The sequence below is a fragment of the Geodermatophilus sp. DF01-2 genome (genome assembly GCF_004571065.1).
GTDB lineage: Bacteria > Actinomycetota > Actinomycetes > Mycobacteriales > Geodermatophilaceae > Geodermatophilus.
This window is the reverse complement of the sequence record NZ_SPQN01000051.1, coordinates 1-18426: the sequence shown is the minus strand read 5'-3', so window position 1 is coordinate 18426 and position 18426 is coordinate 1. Positions and strand designations below refer to the sequence as shown.

Below are 18426 nucleotides of genomic sequence, written 5' to 3'. Positions count from 1 at the left end.
CTCGAAGGACCCCCTGCCTCCCTCGAAGGATCCCCTGCTCCCCTCGAAGGACCCCCTGCCCCCCACCACTCGCAGGCTCGCGGCGGGACCCTGCAAAGGGGGCCGGTCCGCTCAGAACTCGTCCGGGCACCACGGGGTGACCGGCCAGCGGAAGGACGTCGCCGCCAGCGTCACCGCTCCGGGGCTCACCTCGGTGACCCGGCCGGCGGCCTGCAGTGTCGCCAGCGACACGCCGCCGAGGTAGGCCGCGCCCAGCGCCTCGACGTCGGCCACCAGGTCCGGGTCGCGGTCGGTGCGCCCGCAGTGGCCGCCGGCCGGGTGCCCGGTCAGCCGCCAGCGCCCGTCGTTCCACGGGCAGAAGGCGTCGCGGACCTCGATCACCAGGTCGATCGGCGCCGGGTAGCGGCGGGCGGCGAGGGCGCGGCCGACGTCGACCAGCCGCACCCACAGCGCGTCGTAGGGCGCCGACCGCAGGGCCCGCGGCTCGGCCAGCAGGTGCCGCAGCGGGTCGTCCGGCGAGGCGGTCGGTGCCTTGACGGTGCGCACCAGGTCCAGCGACAGCAGGAACCGCCAGAGGGCGGCGTACGCCGGGGTGGTCAGGCTGCGCACCTCCTCGACGACGACCGTGCCGTCCGGCTGGCCGTCGTCGGTCCACTCCGCCCTGACGCGGTAGGCCGCGTACCCGGTGACCGCCCCGTCGGGCTCGGTGTGCAGCAGGAACCGCCGCTCGGTCGCGCCGCGGCGCTCACCGGGCTCGTCGCGCAGGCCGCGGTCCCACCAGCGGGCGTCGCGCGCCAGGTTGCCGGGCACGAACCGGCGCACCCGGTCGTGCAGGCCGACCACGGCCGCGCGGTAGTCGTCGACACCGACCTGGTCCACCCGCCCGGCGCCCAGGTCGACCCCCGGCCGCAGCGCCAACCGGGCCACGTCGCCGGAGAGGTTGCCCCGCTCCGTGGCCGGCGCGTAACCGAACCGGCCGTAGATGGAGGACTCCGAGGCCCACAGCGCGGCGACCGGCTCGCGCTCCTGCTCGTGCAGCTCGGTGAGCTGGCGGCGCATGACCGCCGTCAGCACGCCGCGGCGACGGTGGGTGGGGGCGACGCTCACCCAGGTCACCCCCGCACAGGGGACGACGGCGCCGGGCACGGTGAGCTCGCGGCTGTAGACGCCCGACGTCGCCACCACCCGGTCGCCCTCCCACAGCCCGAGCGAACGGTCCAGCTCGGCGTGCGCAGGGACCGCGTCGACGAAGGAGGCGGATGGCTCCTCGCCGAAGACGGTGAAGAGGGCCCGGCCGAACGCCGGCCACTCCTCGGGCGTGGCGGGGCGCAGCTGGTCGGCGAAGTCGGTCACCGGAGCTGTCTACCGGGAGGCTCCGACGGTCCGCGAGCGAGTTCCGCGGTGTGCCGTCCCGGTGTCACGATGCCGCCGTGCCCGCCACGCCCGACGACGTCCGCGCCGCCGCCCTCGCGCTGCCGGAGACCACCGAGCGGCCGGCCTGGGACATGGCCTGCCTGCGGGTACGGGACCGGATCTTCGCCTCGATGCCGCCCGACGAGACCTGGGTGGCGATCCGGCTGGGCGAGGGGGAGAACCGGGCGCTGGCCGCCGAGCGGCCGGGGGTCTTCTCGGTGCCGCACCACTACCGGAACTCGACGATGGTCGTCGTCCGGCTGGCCGCAGTGGATCCCGCCGAGCTGGCCGAGCTGCTCACCGAGGCCTGGCGGCTGCGGGCCCCGGCCCGGCTGCGCGCCGCCATCGACGGCGCCGGGGGACCGGTGCCGGACACGGGCACGGCTGACGGCACGAGAGGCGCCTCTCACGGTCCGTGACCGACCCGACGCGCCGACGCCGCCTGCGGCGACGTCCGGTTATGGTCGGTGGGCCGAGCGCGCCGACGGCGTCGTGCCACCGCGCGACCGCGTGCCCGGCGGGGGGAGGGAGCCGTGCGCTCCACGACGGTGCCGATCGCCCTGACCGCGGTCCTGCTGGCCAGCGGCTGCGGCGCGACCTCCGGCGAGGAGACCGAGCAGGCCGCCGGGGTCGCGACCTCGGTGCCCGAGGCCCGCCTCACCCTCGTCGCCGACGAGGATCCGGTCGCCTCGGCCGTCTCGACCAGCCGGGCGCTGTTCGACAGCTCGGACGTCGTCGTCGTGGCCCGCGAGGGCGACGAGGACGGCACGCTGCTGGCCGCCTCGGCCGCGACCGGCCTCGGGGTCCCCCTGCTGCTGGAGCCGTCCGGCGGCGGGTCCGCCGACGCGCTGGCCGCGGAGCTGGACCGGCTGGGCGCGACGACGGTCCTCGCCGTCGGCGAGGCCGACGGCGTCGCGGACGACGCGGACGGCGGCCCCGAAGTGGTCGCCGTCCCCGCCGTGCCGGACGCCGTCGCCGAGGCCACCGGGCTGGAGCTCGCGGCCGTGCAGCAGGTGGACGACGGCGCCGCGGTGGCCGCCGTGGCGGCGTTGGACCCGGAACGGCCGGCCGCGCTGCTGTCCGGTGAGGCCGAGCCGGCCACCGACGAGGCCGAGGGCGAGCTCGAGCAGCTGCCCGCGGTAGAGCGGGCCGAGCCGCTCGACGGCACGCTGGTCATGACCACCGGCGCCCCGGAGGCGCTGGCCGGTGCCGCCACCGCCCGGGCGGCGGGGGCGCGGGTGCAGCTGACCGACGAGGGCACCGACCCCCGCGGCTCGGCGGAGCTGGTGCAGCTGCTGGCCGAACAGCAGCCGGAAGCGGTCGTCGCCCTCGGCGCCGGGTTCGCCGCCGAGGACGGGCTGGAGTGGAAGCTCGACACCGCCGCCACCGGGGAGCAGCTGCCCGGCGGCGGCCAGCTGCTCTTCCCCGGGCACTTCCTCGTGGCGCTCTACGGCACCCCGGGCACCGGGGCCCTCGGCGTTCTCGGGGAGCAGGACCTCCCGGCGTCGATCGAGCGGGCCCGGGCGCACGCGGCCCCCTACGAGCCGCTGGTGCAGGACGCGGCCGTCGTCCCGGCCTTCGAGATCATCGCCACAGTGGCCTCGGCGTCCGCCGGACCGGACGGCGACTACTCCACCGAGATCCCGGTCGAGGAGCTGCGGCCGTGGGTGGAGGCGGCCGGGGAGGCCGGCCTCTACGTCATCCTGGACCTCCAGCCGGGGCGCACCGACTTCGTCACCCAGGCCGAGCTGTACCGGCCGCTCCTGGAGCTGCCGCACGTCGGGCTGGCGCTGGACCCCGAGTGGCGGCTGGGACCGAACGAGCGGCACCTGGTCCAGATCGGATCGGTCTCGATCGACGAGGTCAACCGGGTGGTCAACTGGCTGGCCGACCTGACCCGGGCCAACCAGCTGCCGCAGAAGCTGCTGGTGCTGCACCAGTTCCGGGTGGACATGATCCCCGAGCGCGAGCGGCTGGACACCTCCCGCGACGAGCTGGCGATCATGGTGCACGTCGACGGCCAGGGCTCGCAGCCGGCCAAGCAGGACACCTGGCGGGTCCTGCGGCAGACCGAGCCGGACGAGGTCGCCTGGGGCTGGAAGAACTTCTACGACGAGGACGTCCCCATGCTGACCCCGGAGGAGACCATCGCCCAGGTCCACCCGAGGCCCCAGCTGGTCACCTATCAGTAGGCGACTCCGCCTGCTCACCGCACGTGTCGAGCCCGTCACCCGGTCGGGTTACCGTCGGTTGCCGCTCCGATCCGGGAGCGGGAGGACGGAAGGGGGACGGGTGTCGACGACCCGACGCAGGGGCTGGGCCGTGGGCGCGGCCGTGGTGGCGATGACCGCAGGGGTGGCCACCCCGGCCGCGGCCACGCCGGGCGGCAGCGGCGCCCATGAACTCCAGATCACCATGCTCGCGACCACCGACGTGCACGGGCGGGTGCACAACTGGGACTACTACCGCAACGCGCCCTACAGCGACTCGGCCGGCAACGCCGTCGGCCTGGCCCGGGTGGGCTCGGTGGTCGACTCGGTGCGGGAGGCCCGCGGCGAGGACAGGGTGTTCGTCGTCGACAACGGCGACTTCCTGCAGGGGACGCCGCTGACGTACTACTACGCCCGGCAGGAGCCGGTCACCGAGACCGGCCGCGAGCACCCGATGGCCGCGGCCTACGACGCCATCGGCTACGACGCGCAGGTCGTCGGCAACCACGAGTTCAACTACGGCCTGGACCTGTTGCAGGCCTACACCGACGACGTGGACCACCCGGTCCTGGGGGCGAACGTCGTCGACGCCGCGACCGGCCGGCCGTTCGTGGAGCCCTACACCCTGCACCGCATGCACGTGCCCGGGCACAAGCCGGTCACCGTGGGCGTCCTCGGGCTGACCACGCCCGGTTCGGCGATCTGGGACCGCGCCAACGTCGAGTTCCGCGACATGGTCGAGACGGCGCGCCAGTGGGTGCCGGAGGTGGCCGAGCGCGCCGACGTCGTCGTCGTCCTGTCCCACGCCGGCACCGGCGGGACGTCGTCCTACGACCCGGCGCAGGCACCGACGGAGAACCCCACCGACGAGATCGCCCGCACCGTGCCGGGCATCGACGTCATGGTCGTCGGCCACACGCACCGCGACGTGCCGTCGCAGGTCGTGGTCAACGAGCAGACCGGGGAGGACGTCCTCCTGACCCAGCCTTACCGGTGGGGGTCGAGCGTGTCCCAGGTCGACATCGGGCTGCAGAAGGTGCGCGGACAGTGGGATATCGTCCGTACCGAGGCCACCTCCCTGCGGACGGCGGACTTCGAGCCCGACCCGGACGTGCTCGCCGCCACGGCGGAGGCGCACGAGACGACGGTCGGCTACGTCAACCAGGTCGTGGCCACCTCCACCGAGCAGCTGACGACCGAGACCAGCTGGTACCAGGACACCCCCATCCTCGACTTTATCCAGCAGGTGCAGACCGAGACCGTCGACGCCGCTCTGGAGGGCACCGACCGGGCCCACCTGCCGGTGCTGTCGATCGCCGCGCCGTTCAGCCGGGAGGCGGTCTTCCCGCAGGGCGACGTGACGATCCGCGACATCGCCGGGCTCTACGTCTTCGACAACACGCTGAAGGCGGTGGAGCTGACCGGAGCGCAGCTGCGGGAGTACCTGGAGGAGTCGGCGACCTACTTCTCCGAGGTGCCGGACGCCGGGCCGGTGACGCCGGCCGACCTCGCGCCGACCAAGCCGGACTACAACTACGACGTGCTCTCCGGCGTCGTGTACGACCTCGACGTCTCCCTGCCGGAGGGACAGCGGGTCACCCGCCTGGAGATGCCCGACGGCTCGCCCCTGGCCGACGACGACCGGTTCGTCGTCGCCGTCAACAACTACCGCCAGGGCGGGGGTGGCGGGTTCCCGCACGTCGCCGACGCGCCGGTGGTGTACGACGAGCAGCAGGAGATCCGCCAGCTGCTCATCGAGTGGGCACAGGCGCGGGAGGTCATCGACCCGGGCGACTTCGCCGTCGACAACTGGCGGCTGGTCCGCGCCGGGGAGCCGCTGTTCCCGTGAGGAAGGCCCCCTGCCCCCTGCAGGGGAGCCGCCCGCCCGTCCGGCGCGTCCGGGCGGGAAGGGCCTCCCGTTCCGTCGGTGTCCTGTGGTGAGCTGTCGCGGCACGCGCCCGAGGAGGACCCGTGACCACCGTGCTGACCGACGAACTCGACCCGCGGCTGCTGGAGCACCGGCGGGAGCTGACCGGCTACTGCTACCGGATGCTCGGGTCGGCCTTCGACGCCGACGACGCCGTCCAGGAGACGATGGTCCGCGCGTGGCGCGGCCTGGCCGAGTTCGAGGGCCGGTCGGCGCTGCGGTCGTGGCTGTACCGGATCGCCACCAACGTCTGCCTCGATCAGCTCTCCGGCCGCCAGCGGCGGGCGCTGCCCATGGACCTCTCCGGCTCGCCGTGGCAGCCGGTCGAGGCCTCACTGGCCGCCCGGCGGCCGGGGCCCGCGTGGGTCGAGCCCGTGCTCGACCGGCAGGTCGTGGCCGAGGACGCCGACCCCGCCGAGCAGGCCGTGCAGCGCGAGTCGATCCGACTGGCCTTCGTCTCCGCGCTGCAGCACCTGCCGCCCCGCCAGCGCGCCGTGCTGCTGCTGCGCGAGGTGCTCCGCTGGAAGGCCGACGAGGTCGCCCGGCTGCTCGACACCACCGTCGCGTCGGTGAACAGCGCGCTGCAACGCGCCCGCGCCACCATGGCCGCCGTCGGGGGCGAGGCGGAGACCGAGCCGCTGGACGACGACCACCGTGCCCTGCTCGACCGCTACGTCGACGCCTTCGAGCGCTACGACGTCGAGGCCCTCGTCACCCTGCTGCACGAGGACGCCACCCAGCACATGCCGCCGTTCGAGATGTGGCTGCGCGGGCCGGCCGACATCGGCACCTGGATGCTCGGCCCCGGCGCGGGGTGCCGCGGCTCCCGGGTGCTGCCGACCGTGGCCAACGGGGCGCCGGCGTTCGCGCAGTACCGTCCCCGCGCCGGCGGTGGTCACGAGCCCTGGGCGCTGCACGTCCTCGAGGTGCGCGACGGGCGTGTGGCGCACATCTCCAGCTTCCTCGACCTCGGCAACGACCTGTTCCGCCGGCTCGGCCTGCCCGCCGACCCGGCCTGAACGAGGGCCCGTCCCCCGACCGTACGGGCCGCCGTCGGTCGCCGGGCGGCTAGCGGTCGGCGGTGTTCCGGTGGCGCCGATCAGCCACGGCGTTCGGCTTGACCGCCAGCACCGGGCGGTCGGCGTCGAGCAGGATCCGCTGCGCGGTGCTGCCCATGAGCAGCTTCCCGACGGGGGAACGACGACGCAGGCCGATCACGACCACCGAGGCGTCGACCGCGGCGGCGACCCGCACCACCTCGTCGGCCAGGTCACCGGTGTGCGCCTCCTGGCGGACCTCGACCTCGACGTCCGCGGCGGACGCGCGGTCGAGGAGCGCGCGGACGGTCTCCTCGTCGGCCATGGCGGCGCTGACCGGCGCGCCCTGGCGCGGGGTGTTGAGCAGGACCAGCCGCTCCCGCCGGCGGACTGCCTCCGCGACGGCTGCGGTGAAGGCGGCGTCCCCCTCGGGCGTGGGGACGTAGGCGACGAGGACGGTCACACGAGCTCCAAGGTGTCGCGGAAGACGATGGGACGGTGACGCCCGCCCCGGCGGGGGCTTGCCCTGCCGGAAGTGGGGCGACCAGAACGAACAGTACGAGCAGCGTTCCGGTCGGTGCCCCAGAGGTTGTCCCCGGCTTCAGCAACGCTCAGCAGCGCACCGCCGGGGGAGTGCCGTCCTTGGGTCAGCCGGTGCGCCGCTATGATGGGAGCCTCGTCGGAGGTCTCCAGTAGTCCTCCTGTAGTCCTCCAGTAACTTCTCGCCCCGCGGCCCTGGGCTTCTGCCGTGGACCGGCCCACGACAGGGGAACGCCTCACTTCAGGCGGCCGGCCGTTCGGACGAGAGTCATGCCACGGCGCCTCGGCCGTGGACTGCCACAAGATCGCTTCGATCACCGCGGATGGTCACGCCAGCACCCACCTCGCCGACCGGATGTCGGCCTCGGCAGCCCACCCGTCCCGTATGGCGGCAGTTCGGGCGGGTAGGAGATCGAGCATGTCCGACTTCGAGATCACCGCCCTGGTCCTGGCCGAGCACGAGGTCTTCCGGCGGGAGTTCGCTGCGCTCGATGACCTGCCCGTCGAGGAGCTCGCCGCCGCCTGGGAGGCGCTGCACGCCAAGCTGGAGGTGCACGCCGTAGCCGAGGAGCAGCTGTTCTACCCACTGCTCGCGCAGGAGGCGGACGGTAAGCAGGAGACGGCGGAAGGCGTGCACGACCACAACGAGATCCGGCACGCCGCGGCCGCCGTCGGCGAGCGGGAGGTCGGCAGCGAGGGCTGGTGGGAGGCGGTGCGAAACGCGCGACAGATCAACGCCGACCACATGGCCGAGGAGGAGACCGACTTCTTCCCTCCCTTCAAGGAGGCCGTTGACGACGAGCAGCGCGAGGCCCTCGGGATGCACTGGCTGGCCTTCCACGACAAGCACGAGGAGGCCGACGGGCTGTCAGGCGACGACGCGGAAGTGGCCGAGGTGGTCGCGACGGAGGTGCCGGAGGATGACCCGTCCCTGTCGTAGCCACACGTGCTGCGGACTATGACGGCTGCCTCCCCACAGCCCAGCCGCCGGCGGGGCGCAATCTCGCCTACGTTCTCCTGTCGGCACCGTTATCGTGACTGTTCAGGTGGTCGCGGGCGTGTCCTAGCCGGGTGATCGTCGCTTGGGTGTGAAGGATCGGTCCGTGACCGCGCCGGCACCGGACCGACCGGCGCGACCGAGAAGGGAAGATGCTGGGTCACGCCGAGCGCCTGCTCAGGGTTGCTCGGGCCGTCGACCGCGATAGCGAGAGGATCCGGCTGCTCCACGCGCCACGACAGATCCCACCGTCCCGATAGCCGATCGTGCAGCCAGCCGGGTAGACCACGAACGTCAAACGGGCGGCTCGGCGTCCGAGCCGGTCCTTCGCCCAAGGATGCCGGACTGCTGCCCCCCTGCTTGCAGATCGTTCTCTCAGCCTCGATCCACCGTCGAAATGGTCGTTGATGGCGAGTCGTAACGCACGAATGCCCTTCTGACCAGGGACGATGCGGTTGTCTAGGACCGGTGTCGTCCCACAGAAGGGCATCCGCGCGATGCGACTGTCTCACGGTTCGTCGGCGTTGTCGGCGACGTTCGATGATCCGAATCTCGTGTCGGTCGGCGGCCTGGCCTGGATTTTTCACCGGGGTGACGGGTGTGCCGGTGAACTACAGGCTTGTGTTTTCGATCATGGCTTTCCGATGCTGTGCAGGTCGAGGGGGCCGACTGTCGCGTCGGGGGCGCCGGGTTCCACGGGCCCGGCCGGTCCTTCCTTGATCGTCGGGGCGGCGTGACGGTGATCAAGTCGGCGTGGCAAGTGCCTTCACCGCCTTCCAGGCGCCGATCAGCTCACCTGCCCAGGGCCAGTCGGCGCGCAGGTGCAGCCAGCGCTTGCGCTGGCCGCGGGTGAGCCGGGCGGGCAGGTCGAACAGCCGGTAACGCAGCAGCTTCGGGGCCGCCTCGCGCAGCGGGCCGGGCGGCAGGGCGAGGAGGCGGAAGCAGGCGAGCAGGTTCGCCGCTAGGGCCACGATCTGGGTCCTGGCGACGTTGATCGCCCAAGACCGCGACGGCCAGCGGGCCAGACCGAGGTCCTTGACCTGCTTGACGTCGCCCTCGACGTGCACGTGGGAGCGGTGCCGGGCGTCCAACCAGGCGTGCTGGCCGAGGCGGCTGTTGGTGGCGATGAGCTGGAAGCGGCGGCCGAGCCGCTTCTCCCGCTCGGTGGCCCGCTTGCGGTAGCGAGGGTGCAGGGGCTCGCTGCGAACCAGGACCCGCAGGCCGGGGATCTTGGCCTGCCAGCCGCCGAGGTCGAGCAGGCCGGTCAGCTCGGCGACGAAGGTGTCCTCGGCGACGGCGCCGTTCTGCTCGATGCCGGGCGTCCACGCCTGGGCCGGCAGCTGCGCGATGGCATCCAGCTCGACGTCGGTGCACGACCAGCCGACCGAGAACTCCCAGTGCCGGCCCCGTTTCCCGCCGCCGGCGGCGATGTGTTCGATCAGCTCGTGGGAGAACCCGGCGCCGTCCAGACGGACCAGCAGCCGGTGCCGGAAGCGGCCGGGCAGCCGGGAAACCGCCAGGTCCAGCAAGGCGATGTTGTCCTGAGCGCAGTTGGCGGTGGCGTTGCCCGGCCGCGGGTCGATCGCCAGCACGTCGTCGGTGTTGTCGCAGCAGGCCAGGTTCGGGCAGAACCCGATGCCGCCCTTGTAGGTCACCGCGGCGTTCTCCTTCTCCGAGGCGGCGAACACGATTGAGGCGTCCAGGTCGACCACGGTGATCCCGGTCAGCTCGCGACCGGCGACGCTCAGCCAGGGAAAGCCGTCGGGGCGGTCGGCCAGCAGGGCCCACCACCACCGACGAAATGAGGTGACCGCGGCGTTGATCCGGCCCAGCTGCGGCGCGCCGACCTCGGCCAGCGCCCGCCACACCGTCGGCGTGGAAGGCACCGGCCCAGTCACCGGGGCCAGATGCCGCAGCCCCTGAAAGTCGCTGATCGCCTCACCGCCGAGGATCTGCGCGGTCGCCAGGTCGACCAACAGCTGGCCGCGGTCGCGTCCCGTGACGTGGTGTAACTGCCGCGTGATGCTCTGTGTTGGGATGGACTATGCGGTCTGCAGGGCGGGCCTGTCCACCCCCTCGGCCGACTCGGCGCGGCGAGTGTCCAGAGCAGTGGGCTCGGGCGGGGTCAGCAGTGCCATGGATGCCTCGGACAGGTAGCGGCGGTCGGCGACCTGCCACTCGTCGTGGGCCTCGATGAGGACGCAGGAGGCCAGCCGGAGCAGGGAGGCGTCATCGGGGAAGATGCCGACGACGTCGGTGCGCCGCTTGACTTCCTTGTTCAGCCGCTCCAGCGGGTTGGTGCTCCAGATCTTGCGCCAGTGGGCGGCGGGGAAGTCGGCGAAGGCGGTGATCTCCTCGCGGGCGTCGCGCAGCATCGTGGCGATGGTGGGGAACTGCCGGTCGAGGGTGTCAGCGACGTCGTCGACCGCCTTGCGGACGGTGTCGGCGGTGGGCTGGGCGAAGATGGTGCGGATCGCGGCGGCGACCATCTCCGCCTGTCCCGTGCTCACGCGAGCGAGGACGTTGCGCAGGAAGTGGGCCTGTAAAGAATCAACTTGTCGGCGCGTCGCTGTCGGGTCTGGGAGCCGCGACGGAGGCGAGGAGCGCGGCCGCGCTGGCGTACCGGGTGGCGGCGGGCGCGGTGCGAGCAGACTTGCCGCTGATAGACGACGGTGACCAGCACCCGGTCGGCGTCGGAGAGCAGCCCGGTGGACCCGGCGCCGGGTGCGCGGCGTCGCGGGCCGCCGCGCTGCTCGAAGCGGCGCTGGGCGGCTTGGGCGGCCTGCGCCGGGGCCAGTGATTCGGCGAGCGCGGCCAGCTCGGTGGCGGTCAGGATGAGATCGCTCGGCCGATCGCCGCTCGGCACGGGCCTCGAACTCCTCGGCGCCGGCCTCGAACTCACCGCGTGGACTTGTTGTGGTCACAGGACGGGGGAACAAAGGGGCCGTCACCTGGCCGTATGGCGCCGCCCGGCGTGACCAACTCATGACCAATGGAGCGGAACACAGGGGTCTCCAGAGGCCTGTAACGGGCCTCTCAGACGGTCCTTCAGACCTTCTCCAGTAGGCCTGACAGGGCGGTTGACCTGCGGTTATGCGTGGAGCGGGTGACGGGAATCGAACCCGCATGGCCAGCTTGGAAGGCTTGGGACGCCAGGGGGCATCATCGCTGCTCAGCGCCGAGTTAGGCGGATGCCGTGCCTTTCATCTGCCTTGGAAGTCGGCAGGCGGCCGCTGAGGTGGGCGGTCCAGGAACTGTCGAGCACGTTGCGGAACCGCTCGCCGTCGGCCTCCGCCATGCGGTCGAGGATGGCAGGCGGGCCTGACCGCGTCGACGTCATCGCTGGGCCTGCGGTGGGAAGAAACGCTCAAGGTGGGCGTTGTACGTGCCGATCCCACCAGAGTAGTCTCGGTGGGACTGCAGGAAGGGACGGAACGATGAGCCGACTGCTCGAGCTACGGATGGACGCCAAGCGTCGAGTCGCGCTGCCTTCTGTGCTGCTGGAAGCGGCGGGCATCGAGAACCCGACCCGGCTGCTGGCTTACGCGGAGTCGCCGGGCCGGTTCGTCATTGCGACGCCGGAAGCGGCCGTGGCCGCCGCCTCGCAGCGCATCTGGGCTGATCTTGACCCCACCGACTCCGGGTACGACGCCAGTGCAGACGTCCGGGCGATGCGGGATGAGGACGTTCGGGTCGCCGATCGCAACGCCGCGGCCCGCGCCGACAGTGACGAGCAGGCCGATGAGGACGGTCGCCGCCTGCTCGCCGCCCTCGGCCTGACCGGCGCGTGACCGGTCGTCGCGTAGTCGTCGACGCCTCGGCGGTACTCGCCTTCGTGCTGCGCGAGCGGGCCGCTGCCGTGGTCGCTCAGATCTTGCCGTACGCGGTCATCACGGCAGCCAACATGACCGAGGTGCTGTATCGCGCGCCAGAGCGCGGCTACCGCAACAGCCCCCAAACCCTTTTCGCTGAGCTCCTGAGCACCGACCTGGAAGTGGAGCCGGTGACCGAGGACGACTCGGTCCGCGCAGCGGAGCTGGTCGCCGCCTCCCGAGCGGCGCGCAGCACGGCGGACGACCGAAGCCTGTCCCTGGGCGATGGCATCTGCATCGCCGTCGCCGAACGGCTCGGGCTTCCCGTGACCGGCGGCGACACGCACTGGGGCACCCTGGACCTGAAGACCCAGTTCTTCCCGCTGCGCGGCGGCTGACCGCCGGTCGGGGCGACGACGCCGTCTGAGCGGAATCTCACCCGCGGCAGGCGGGCGAGCGGCGCCGGTGGCCCCGGGGCGCCGACGGCGGTGGCTCGAGCGGCGCCCACCGCCGGCACGGTCACACCCGCAGACCGTGCGGCGCCGCTTTCGTCCGGGTCACCGGTCTTAGGCGGAGGGCACCGAGAGCGGAGCAGGCCCTAGTTCAGGTCTCGGGCGTTCTCCGGGGCAGGATCCGTGCTGCACAGGCCGCACTCCTGCTCGGGCCAGGACGGCAGGTCGACGTCCGCTACGTGCGCGGTCGGGAACGGCAGCGACAGCTCTCCACCGATCTGACGGCTGGCGAACCAGGCCGCTCCGGCGACGACACCCCCGCTGGTCTCCGCCAGGCCTGCCAGGGCACCGAGAGCGGTTCCCGTCGTGGTCACGTCGTTGACCAGCAGCACGCGACCTGCCAAGGGAGCCGGCGTACCGACCAGCACGCTCGGGCGCCCTTCCGGGCCCGCGGCGGCCAGCTGCAGGGGGAGGGACATCATGCGGGCCAGCGTGGCGGCCAGCCCCACCCCCGCCGTGGTCGGGGCGAGCACACTGTCCGGGGCCCAGGCTTCGACCGCCGGGCGGAGCCACGAGGCGATCTGATCGAGCGCGGCTGTCTCCGCGGCGATCGCGCTGAACGCCAGAAACTTGTCCGTGTGCCGGCCGGACAGCAGACGGAAATGCCCCTGCCGCAAAGCCCCCTCGACGGAGAGCAGCCGGGCCAGCGACGCGGCGTCGCCGGCGAGCGGGCAGAAGGTGAGCTCGGCAACCGAAGTGTCGGACACGGCGTGAAGATACCGATGGGCCACGTCGCCGGCAGACCGCAGGACTGTCGGATCTCACCCAAATGTTGCGTACCGCGTCGTCAGCAGACGCTGGCGGCGGGACGACTGGCAGAGGCATTCGCTGCCGGCCCAGCGGGGAGGACTGGTCAGCAGAGCCTGCAGGGGACCGCGCTGCACCCGCTCCTCGTACTTGATGTGGCCGCCGTCCGGCCCCAGGCGGTACCCGGCGAGCGCCGGCGTCGCGGACTTGAGCGCCTCTGCCGCCAGCAGGACCCCGGCCAGGGCCGTGACGTACGGGGCGGCGACGGCCACCGTGCCCGTCGGGGTTCCCACAGCGGTGGCTCCGTAGAGCAGTTCGCCGGCGCGCAGGTCCTCCAGTGTCGCGTTCTCGTACTGGCTCAGTGACTCGGGCGGCAGGCCCCGGTGCCGTTCGATCTGCCGCAGCACGTCCGCTTCCAGGGGGATGTCGGCGGTCAGGTAGTGCAGAATCATGCGTCCGTTCAGGCCGGTTGCCCGTTCCAGCAGCCGCGCGCGGGTGGTGGTGGTGTCCATCACCTGCTCCATGTGCAGGCAGCAGAGACAGGGGCCGGTCCCGGTGCGGTGGCCGGAGACGGTGATCTCGTCCGGATGGCAGGCTGCGTTGACAACGTCCAGCGGCAGGCAGTCCTGCACGGCGGTGCGGGCCTGACGGCTGTCCACCGCGGTCAGCACGAGCGGCAGCGGAAACGGCTCGGGGTGACTGGCGACCCAGTCCGTCAGCGTCCCCCGGTAGGTGTCGACCCGCAGCGCCTCGTGGTGGTCGAGTGCGCGCTGGACGGCGTCGACCTTCCAGAGCCGCTGCGCCGTGGTCTGGGCGGTCGCCAGCAGCGCCCGGTCCAGGTTCTTGTCCTCCAACTGCTGGGGGTCGGTCACCGTGAGCGTTCCGGCCAGCGACGGCGTCATGGCCAACGCATAGGCCGCCGCGCCCCCGATCGAGCCGGCGCCGGCCATCACCGCGGAGATGGCCGGGTTCTGCCACGCGCCGGCTGATCCGGCGTGCCCGTCGTCGATCGGGTCCGGCGACGCGGTGTGGGTCAGGGCGCTGGCGTAGGCACTGGCCGGCGGAACCTGAGCCCCGGACACCGGGTGCAGCGCGGCAGCGGTCGCCTGAGCCGCGGCGCGGCACGCGGCGGCCAGCGGGCCGACCGGCACCATCGGCCAGTCGCGGTCCGGCCACCGTGGCGGAGTCGTTCCGTTGTAGGACTGCCAGCCTGCGCCGTCGACGTGGACGACCGGGCCGACGATCGGGCCGTCGGCGACCGCGTCGCCGACGATGATGGTGATCGGGGGCGCGCCCGGCGGCCGGGTCCGCCCGAGCGCGCCGTGCCCGGCGGCCTCCTCCAGGCGCGGGCGTAGCAGAGGGGGCCCGGGCGGCAAGAGGGGATGCGCCGACGCGGCGCTGTCGCAGTCGATCGTAATCAGCGGGAAGAGGCGTCCCAGCAGGTCCACCAGTGCCAGAGCGAGAACCTGGTGACGCCATGCTGGTGCCGTCGGGAGGACGACCCGGATGGGTGTTCCGTCCAGCAGCGCGAGCACCGCGTCGCCGTCGGCGGTCGACCCGGAGACCACGCGGAGCCGTCGGTCGGCGGCTGGCTCGGTCGTCGGGGTGGGCGGTGCAGTCGGCGGGGGGCTCATGACACCTCGAAGGCAGCGTCGACGTCGTCGGGCGGAAGCTCGCGCCAGCCGGTGCTGTGGCGCAGTTCGTTGACCGAGCAGCGGGTCAGCTCGACCGGGTCTCGCGCGAAGTCGGGCACGACGATGCTGATCGCCCCCTCGTGGGCGATCAGCATGTTGGCGTCATCCACCGGGGAGTGGTAGGCCGCCCCGGGATGCGTGTGGACCCGGGCGAGGACGAACGTCTCCGCCGGCAGCAGGCTGATGATCTCGCTGAGTGCGTCGGGCGGCACCTCGACCGCGCACCCGTCGTCGCTGCGGTAGGCGACCTGGCCGGGGCGGACGGCGGCCAGCACGGTGGCCTCGGTCGGACTGTCGACGCGGCCGATCCACAGCACGACCGCCTCGAAGCCGAGCAGGCCGCGTTCACGAAGAAGCGCACCGGTGTCGTCCAGCACGGCACGAGGTACCCGGTAATTGGTCAGCGTCGGCGGCACGCGGCTCATCACCGGCCGATCCACTTGTTGCGGAGCCCGTCGAGCAGTTCGAGGACGAGCGCGTCGAGCCGCAGGTGTTCGCGGTGCGCCTCCCAGGGGTCGTCCTCGTGCTCGGGGTGGGTGTGGTACTCGCGCAGTCCCCGACGGCAGAAGAACGGCCGGCCGAAGTCCCGATGGTTGGGGACGATGCCCTGACCGCCGATCGACTTCGGCCACTGATCCGGCGGCAGGGGAGTGCGGTCGGGGAGGAGCAGCTCGGCGGTCGGCGGCCGGCCGTCGAAGTCGTCGAGCTGCATGTGCAGAAGGAGCGATCGCAGTCGCGGAGCGCCGAGCAAAGGAACCTGATAGATCATGGAGATGGGCTGGCCACCGGGAAGGACCAGAGAGGTGCCGACGGCTTGTGACACCAGTTCCCGGTCCAGTTTGTCGAAGGCGACGTACAGGTCCGTGGCTCCCTCGAGAACGGGGTCTGCGGTGGCAAGTCCGGGAGTTTCCCGTAGCCGGTCGCGCAGCACGTCGACCGAATCGGCGACGTGCTGCGCGACATCGGCGGGGTGCATCTCAGCCGTCCTGCGCCTGGCTGGTCTGCAGCAACAGGACGTCGCCGTCCACCAGGCCGAGATCGTCGAGCTGTTCGTTCAGGTCGAGCGTTCGCCCGTCCGCCTCGCGGCGCAGGTAGTAGGTCACGGCTCCGGCGCTGCCCAGCCCGAAGTAGGAGACGGCGGCGTCGAACACCTTCTTCGCCTTGTTGTTCCTGTTGAAGCGGTCGGTGAAGACCCCAGACGTGGACTTGACGGCCAGGTCGAAGAAGTTGTCATCGGACTTGCCGGGCATGCAGAGCTCCTCGGAGATCGGTCGGAACGGGGGAACGGACGGTGGTCGACGTGTAGCAGATGGATACGACAGTCGTCGGCGTCGGCGCCGGCTCTCGTTGTGCGCCTGCGTTTTGTGCGCCTGGATGCCGACAGCGTGGGGAGGTGGCGGAGGCAACATCCCCGTGGCTCCGCCATCCCCGACCGGCGGCTACTTGCTCTTCTTGGCGCCCTTCTTCCTGCTCTTCGACGACTCGTTGACCGTCGTCTTGGGGCTGCTGGCCACGGTGGACTGCTTCACGAACCGTCCGGTGATGGCGCTGCGGCCGCGCTTGCCGCTCATGGCGATGCCTCCTTCCCCCGGCCGGTGCCGCCGTCAGGCGTGCTGGATGAGCCGCCACGTGACGGCCTGCCCGGCGTACGGGGGCATCCGGTCCCCCTTGGCGATCGGCGCCGTGGTGGACGTGTGCCGACCACCTCCCAGACGCCGCTCTCCGGGCCGGTCTCACCCGTACGAGCAGTGGTGCCGATGGGCTTGGTCATGAACCGTGATCTCCTCTCGGACGGCACTGTGCCGGACTCGGCACAGTGCTCCGACCGTAGACCACCCGTGTCGCGGTCTGCAACCGCCGCTTCGAATCTGACACACTGGGCGCTGCCCGACTGCTGAGGAGTACTTCGTGGCAAAGACACAGATCGACGTCCGACGCCTGTATGCGGCCTTGGACGGAGCTCGAACTGAGCGGAATCTGTCGTGGCGGGGATTGGCGAAAGACGCCGGCGTCAGCCCGTCCCTGCTGTCGCGGCTGGGAAACGGATACAAGCCCGATGCCGAGGGATTCATGACTCTGGTTCGCTGGCTGGGAATGAAGGCCGAGGATTTCGCCACGCACGGCGACACTACTGTTCCAGAGGGGCGGCAACCCGATCTCATGGCCGAGCTTGCGCCGCTCCTGCGGGCCCGGACAGATCTCGACCAATTGGATCTGAACTACCTCGAGCAAGTCATCGGCGCGACCGTCCGACGAGTCCAAGCGGAGCGATCGCGACTCCCGTGAAACGGGGTTTCGGCAGCACAGCACGCGCGCTGGCAATCGAAGTCCGAGCGGAGGTGGGATTGACTCCGCATGCGGTGCTCGATCCGCTACTCATAGCGGACGAATACGGCATCGACGTCTATCGGCTCAGCGATACGGACTGCGATCAGGCGGCACTGCGGCACTTCCTCGTCGACCGCCCGGACGCCTTCTCCGGCGCGCTCATTCCGCTGGGCGATGGAGTCGTCATTCTCGAGAACGACGAACATTCCCCGGTTCGCCGGAAATCGACGCTGTGTCACGAGCTCGCGCACGTCCTTCTGGAGCATCCCTTCACGACGCGGCTCGTCGGAGACACCGGCTGCCGGCTCACCAACCGCGACCTCGAGGAGGAGGCGGCCTTCCTGTCCGGCGAGTTGATGATCCCTCGTGAGGCCGCGCTGCGGCTCGCGTGGCGAGACGCCACCGACGAGATGGTCAGCGCCAAGCACCAGATCAGCGTGGAAGCCGCTCGCTGGAGGATGAACGCGTCGGGAGCCCGCAAGATCGTCGAGCGATCGCGACGGAAGTCCCGACCCGAACGCTGATCACGGCACCCCCGTGCCACCGGGTGCCGCCACGACCAGCCGCGAGCAGCGGGGACGCGCGGTGGCCACAGCCGACGCGACCGCCAGGGAGCGTGATGCGCCGGCGGCCGCCCGGTGACATCGCCGTCGCCGACGGGGTCAGCCCTTCTCGAAATAGAAGTCGAGAAGACCGGCGGCGTGATGTCGAACATCGTCCGGATGCTGGGACGGGGTGTACTTGGCGGGATCCAGCCCGTCGCCGGAGCGCTCAGCCCAAACGATGTACTGGTGGACCTCGTTCGTGAAGTGCACCTCTTCGGCGAAGGTGAACCGACCGTGCCCCAGGTAGGGCCGGGTGAAGCTGTCGGTGTGGCGGGACCAGATGCTGTCGTCGGTGTCCAGTTCCGCGGGTGCATACCGCCGCAGCCAGCCCAAGAAGACATCGCCCACCAGGCGAACAGCCTCGTCGGCCGGTGGGCGGACACCGTCGGTGAGCGGACAGTCGGGCAGCCCGGCGAGGGCGACCTGCGGGTACGTCCGCCAGAAGTGCATCACGCGTTTGAAGTACTCGAGATGATAGAGCCTGTCGCAGAGACCTGTGGTGAGGCCGGGCGACCGAAGGCGCGGCGTGCTCGGCCCAGGGTGCTGGAGGCCGGTGGTCGGGCGCTCGCGGGCCGGTTGCCTGACCGGGAACGGTGGCTGCGCC

At 71.7% G+C, this 18426-nt stretch carries 21 protein-coding genes and 1 pseudogene; 9 read left to right on the top strand and 13 right to left on the bottom strand.

Going from position 1 to position 18426, the window contains the following annotated elements; all coding sequences use genetic code 11:
* Positions 1–111 precede the first annotated feature (111 nt).
* Positions 112–1353: a GNAT family N-acetyltransferase gene (locus tag E4P41_RS13955; protein ID WP_135141852.1), complete on the bottom strand. Its 1242-nt coding sequence runs from the start codon at positions 1351–1353 to the stop codon at positions 112–114.
* A gap of 77 nt (positions 1354–1430) precedes the next feature.
* Here E4P41_RS13955 and E4P41_RS13950 point away from each other — a divergent pair, with 77 nt between their 5' ends.
* From E4P41_RS13950 to E4P41_RS13935, 4 genes are all read left to right on the top strand, one after another.
* Complete coding sequence (locus E4P41_RS13950) at positions 1431–1832, top strand: MmcQ/YjbR family DNA-binding protein (RefSeq protein ID WP_135141851.1); 402 nt, start codon at positions 1431–1433, stop codon at positions 1830–1832.
* Positions 1833–1946: 114 nt separating this feature from the next.
* A complete protein-coding gene (locus E4P41_RS13945) occupies positions 1947–3605 on the top strand; it encodes a hypothetical protein (protein WP_135141850.1) in 1659 nt (552 codons plus the stop codon).
* Positions 3606–3705: 100 nt separating this feature from the next.
* Positions 3706–5472: a 5'-nucleotidase C-terminal domain-containing protein gene (locus tag E4P41_RS13940; RefSeq protein ID WP_209307717.1), complete on the top strand. Its 1767-nt coding sequence runs from the start codon at positions 3706–3708 to the stop codon at positions 5470–5472.
* A gap of 122 nt (positions 5473–5594) precedes the next feature.
* A complete protein-coding gene (locus tag E4P41_RS13935; RefSeq protein ID WP_135141849.1) occupies positions 5595–6569 on the top strand; it encodes a sigma-70 family RNA polymerase sigma factor in 975 nt (324 codons plus the stop codon).
* A gap of 49 nt (positions 6570–6618) precedes the next feature.
* On the opposite strand, the gene E4P41_RS13930 is transcribed toward E4P41_RS13935, so the two are convergent.
* Positions 6619–7050, bottom strand: coding sequence for a universal stress protein (locus E4P41_RS13930; RefSeq protein ID WP_135141848.1), 432 nt, complete (start codon positions 7048–7050; stop codon positions 6619–6621).
* A 495-nt stretch (positions 7051–7545) separates the two neighbouring features.
* Between E4P41_RS13930 and E4P41_RS13925 the strand changes: the two genes are divergently transcribed.
* Positions 7546–8067, top strand: coding sequence for a hemerythrin domain-containing protein (locus E4P41_RS13925; protein ID WP_167761085.1), 522 nt, complete (start codon positions 7546–7548; stop codon positions 8065–8067).
* 800 nt (positions 8068–8867) lie between these two features.
* Here E4P41_RS13925 and E4P41_RS13920 read toward each other — a convergent pair.
* The 4 genes and pseudogenes from E4P41_RS13920 to E4P41_RS23655 form a co-directional block, all read right to left on the bottom strand.
* The gene (locus E4P41_RS13920; RefSeq protein ID WP_167761084.1) at positions 8868–10100 is read right to left on the bottom strand and encodes a transposase; all 1233 of its coding nucleotides are present in this window, start codon (positions 10098–10100) and stop codon (positions 8868–8870) included.
* Positions 10101–10166: 66 nt separating this feature from the next.
* Positions 10167–10661: pseudogene (locus E4P41_RS13915) on the bottom strand (transposase); the annotation flags it as partial.
* Positions 10631–10990, bottom strand: a complete 360-nt coding sequence (locus tag E4P41_RS22205) for a hypothetical protein (protein ID WP_167761083.1) — start codon at positions 10988–10990, stop codon at positions 10631–10633. The gene E4P41_RS22205 and the pseudogene E4P41_RS13915, both read right to left, overlap by 31 nt.
* Before the next feature lie 306 nt (positions 10991–11296).
* A complete protein-coding gene (locus tag E4P41_RS23655) occupies positions 11297–11422 on the bottom strand; it encodes a hypothetical protein (RefSeq protein ID WP_280660626.1) in 126 nt (41 codons plus the stop codon).
* A gap of 139 nt (positions 11423–11561) precedes the next feature.
* On the opposite strand from E4P41_RS23655, the gene E4P41_RS13910 reads away from it, so the two are divergent.
* Positions 11562–11915 carry a hypothetical protein gene (locus tag E4P41_RS13910; RefSeq protein ID WP_135141845.1) on the top strand — a complete coding sequence of 118 codons (354 nt, stop codon included), beginning with the start codon at positions 11562–11564 and terminating at the stop codon, positions 11913–11915.
* Positions 11912–12334, top strand: a complete 423-nt coding sequence (locus E4P41_RS13905; RefSeq protein ID WP_135141844.1) for a PIN domain-containing protein — start codon at positions 11912–11914, stop codon at positions 12332–12334. Before E4P41_RS13910 ends, E4P41_RS13905 begins: the two co-directional genes overlap by 4 nt.
* 200 nt (positions 12335–12534) lie before the next feature.
* Here the strand turns inward: E4P41_RS13905 and E4P41_RS13900 are convergent, their stop codons facing one another.
* From E4P41_RS13900 to E4P41_RS23650, 6 genes are all read right to left on the bottom strand, one after another.
* Entirely contained in the window at positions 12535–13155 is a 621-nt protein-coding gene (locus E4P41_RS13900; protein ID WP_135141843.1) for a hypothetical protein, read from the bottom strand.
* Between the two features lie 54 nt (positions 13156–13209).
* Complete coding sequence (locus tag E4P41_RS13895; protein ID WP_135141842.1) at positions 13210–14829, bottom strand: ThiF family adenylyltransferase; 1620 nt, start codon at positions 14827–14829, stop codon at positions 13210–13212.
* The gene (locus E4P41_RS13890) at positions 14826–15314 is read right to left on the bottom strand and encodes a Mov34/MPN/PAD-1 family protein (protein WP_135141841.1); all 489 of its coding nucleotides are present in this window, start codon (positions 15312–15314) and stop codon (positions 14826–14828) included. The genes E4P41_RS13895 and E4P41_RS13890 overlap by 4 nt, the downstream gene beginning before the upstream one ends.
* Positions 15314–15865 carry a hypothetical protein gene (locus E4P41_RS13885; RefSeq protein WP_135141840.1) on the bottom strand — a complete coding sequence of 184 codons (552 nt, stop codon included), beginning with the start codon at positions 15863–15865 and terminating at the stop codon, positions 15314–15316. Before E4P41_RS13885 ends, E4P41_RS13890 begins: the two co-directional genes overlap by 1 nt.
* Position 15866: 1 nt before the next feature.
* Positions 15867–16139 carry an EsaB/YukD family protein gene (locus tag E4P41_RS13880; protein WP_135141839.1) on the bottom strand — a complete coding sequence of 91 codons (273 nt, stop codon included), beginning with the start codon at positions 16137–16139 and terminating at the stop codon, positions 15867–15869.
* Positions 16140–16328: 189 nt separating this feature from the next.
* The gene (locus E4P41_RS23650; RefSeq protein ID WP_280660620.1) at positions 16329–16460 is read right to left on the bottom strand and encodes a hypothetical protein; all 132 of its coding nucleotides are present in this window, start codon (positions 16458–16460) and stop codon (positions 16329–16331) included.
* A gap of 337 nt (positions 16461–16797) precedes the next feature.
* Here E4P41_RS23650 and E4P41_RS13875 point away from each other — a divergent pair, with 337 nt between their 5' ends.
* Positions 16798–17175, top strand: a complete 378-nt coding sequence (locus tag E4P41_RS13875) for a helix-turn-helix transcriptional regulator (protein WP_135141838.1) — start codon at positions 16798–16800, stop codon at positions 17173–17175.
* A complete protein-coding gene (locus E4P41_RS13870) occupies positions 17172–17741 on the top strand; it encodes an ImmA/IrrE family metallo-endopeptidase (RefSeq protein ID WP_135141837.1) in 570 nt (189 codons plus the stop codon). The genes E4P41_RS13875 and E4P41_RS13870 overlap by 4 nt, the downstream gene beginning before the upstream one ends.
* 138 nt (positions 17742–17879) lie before the next feature.
* On the opposite strand, the gene E4P41_RS13865 is transcribed toward E4P41_RS13870, so the two are convergent.
* Positions 17880–18426 (bottom strand): hypothetical protein (locus E4P41_RS13865; protein WP_209307716.1); only part of this gene is annotated, 547 nt, incomplete at its 5' end.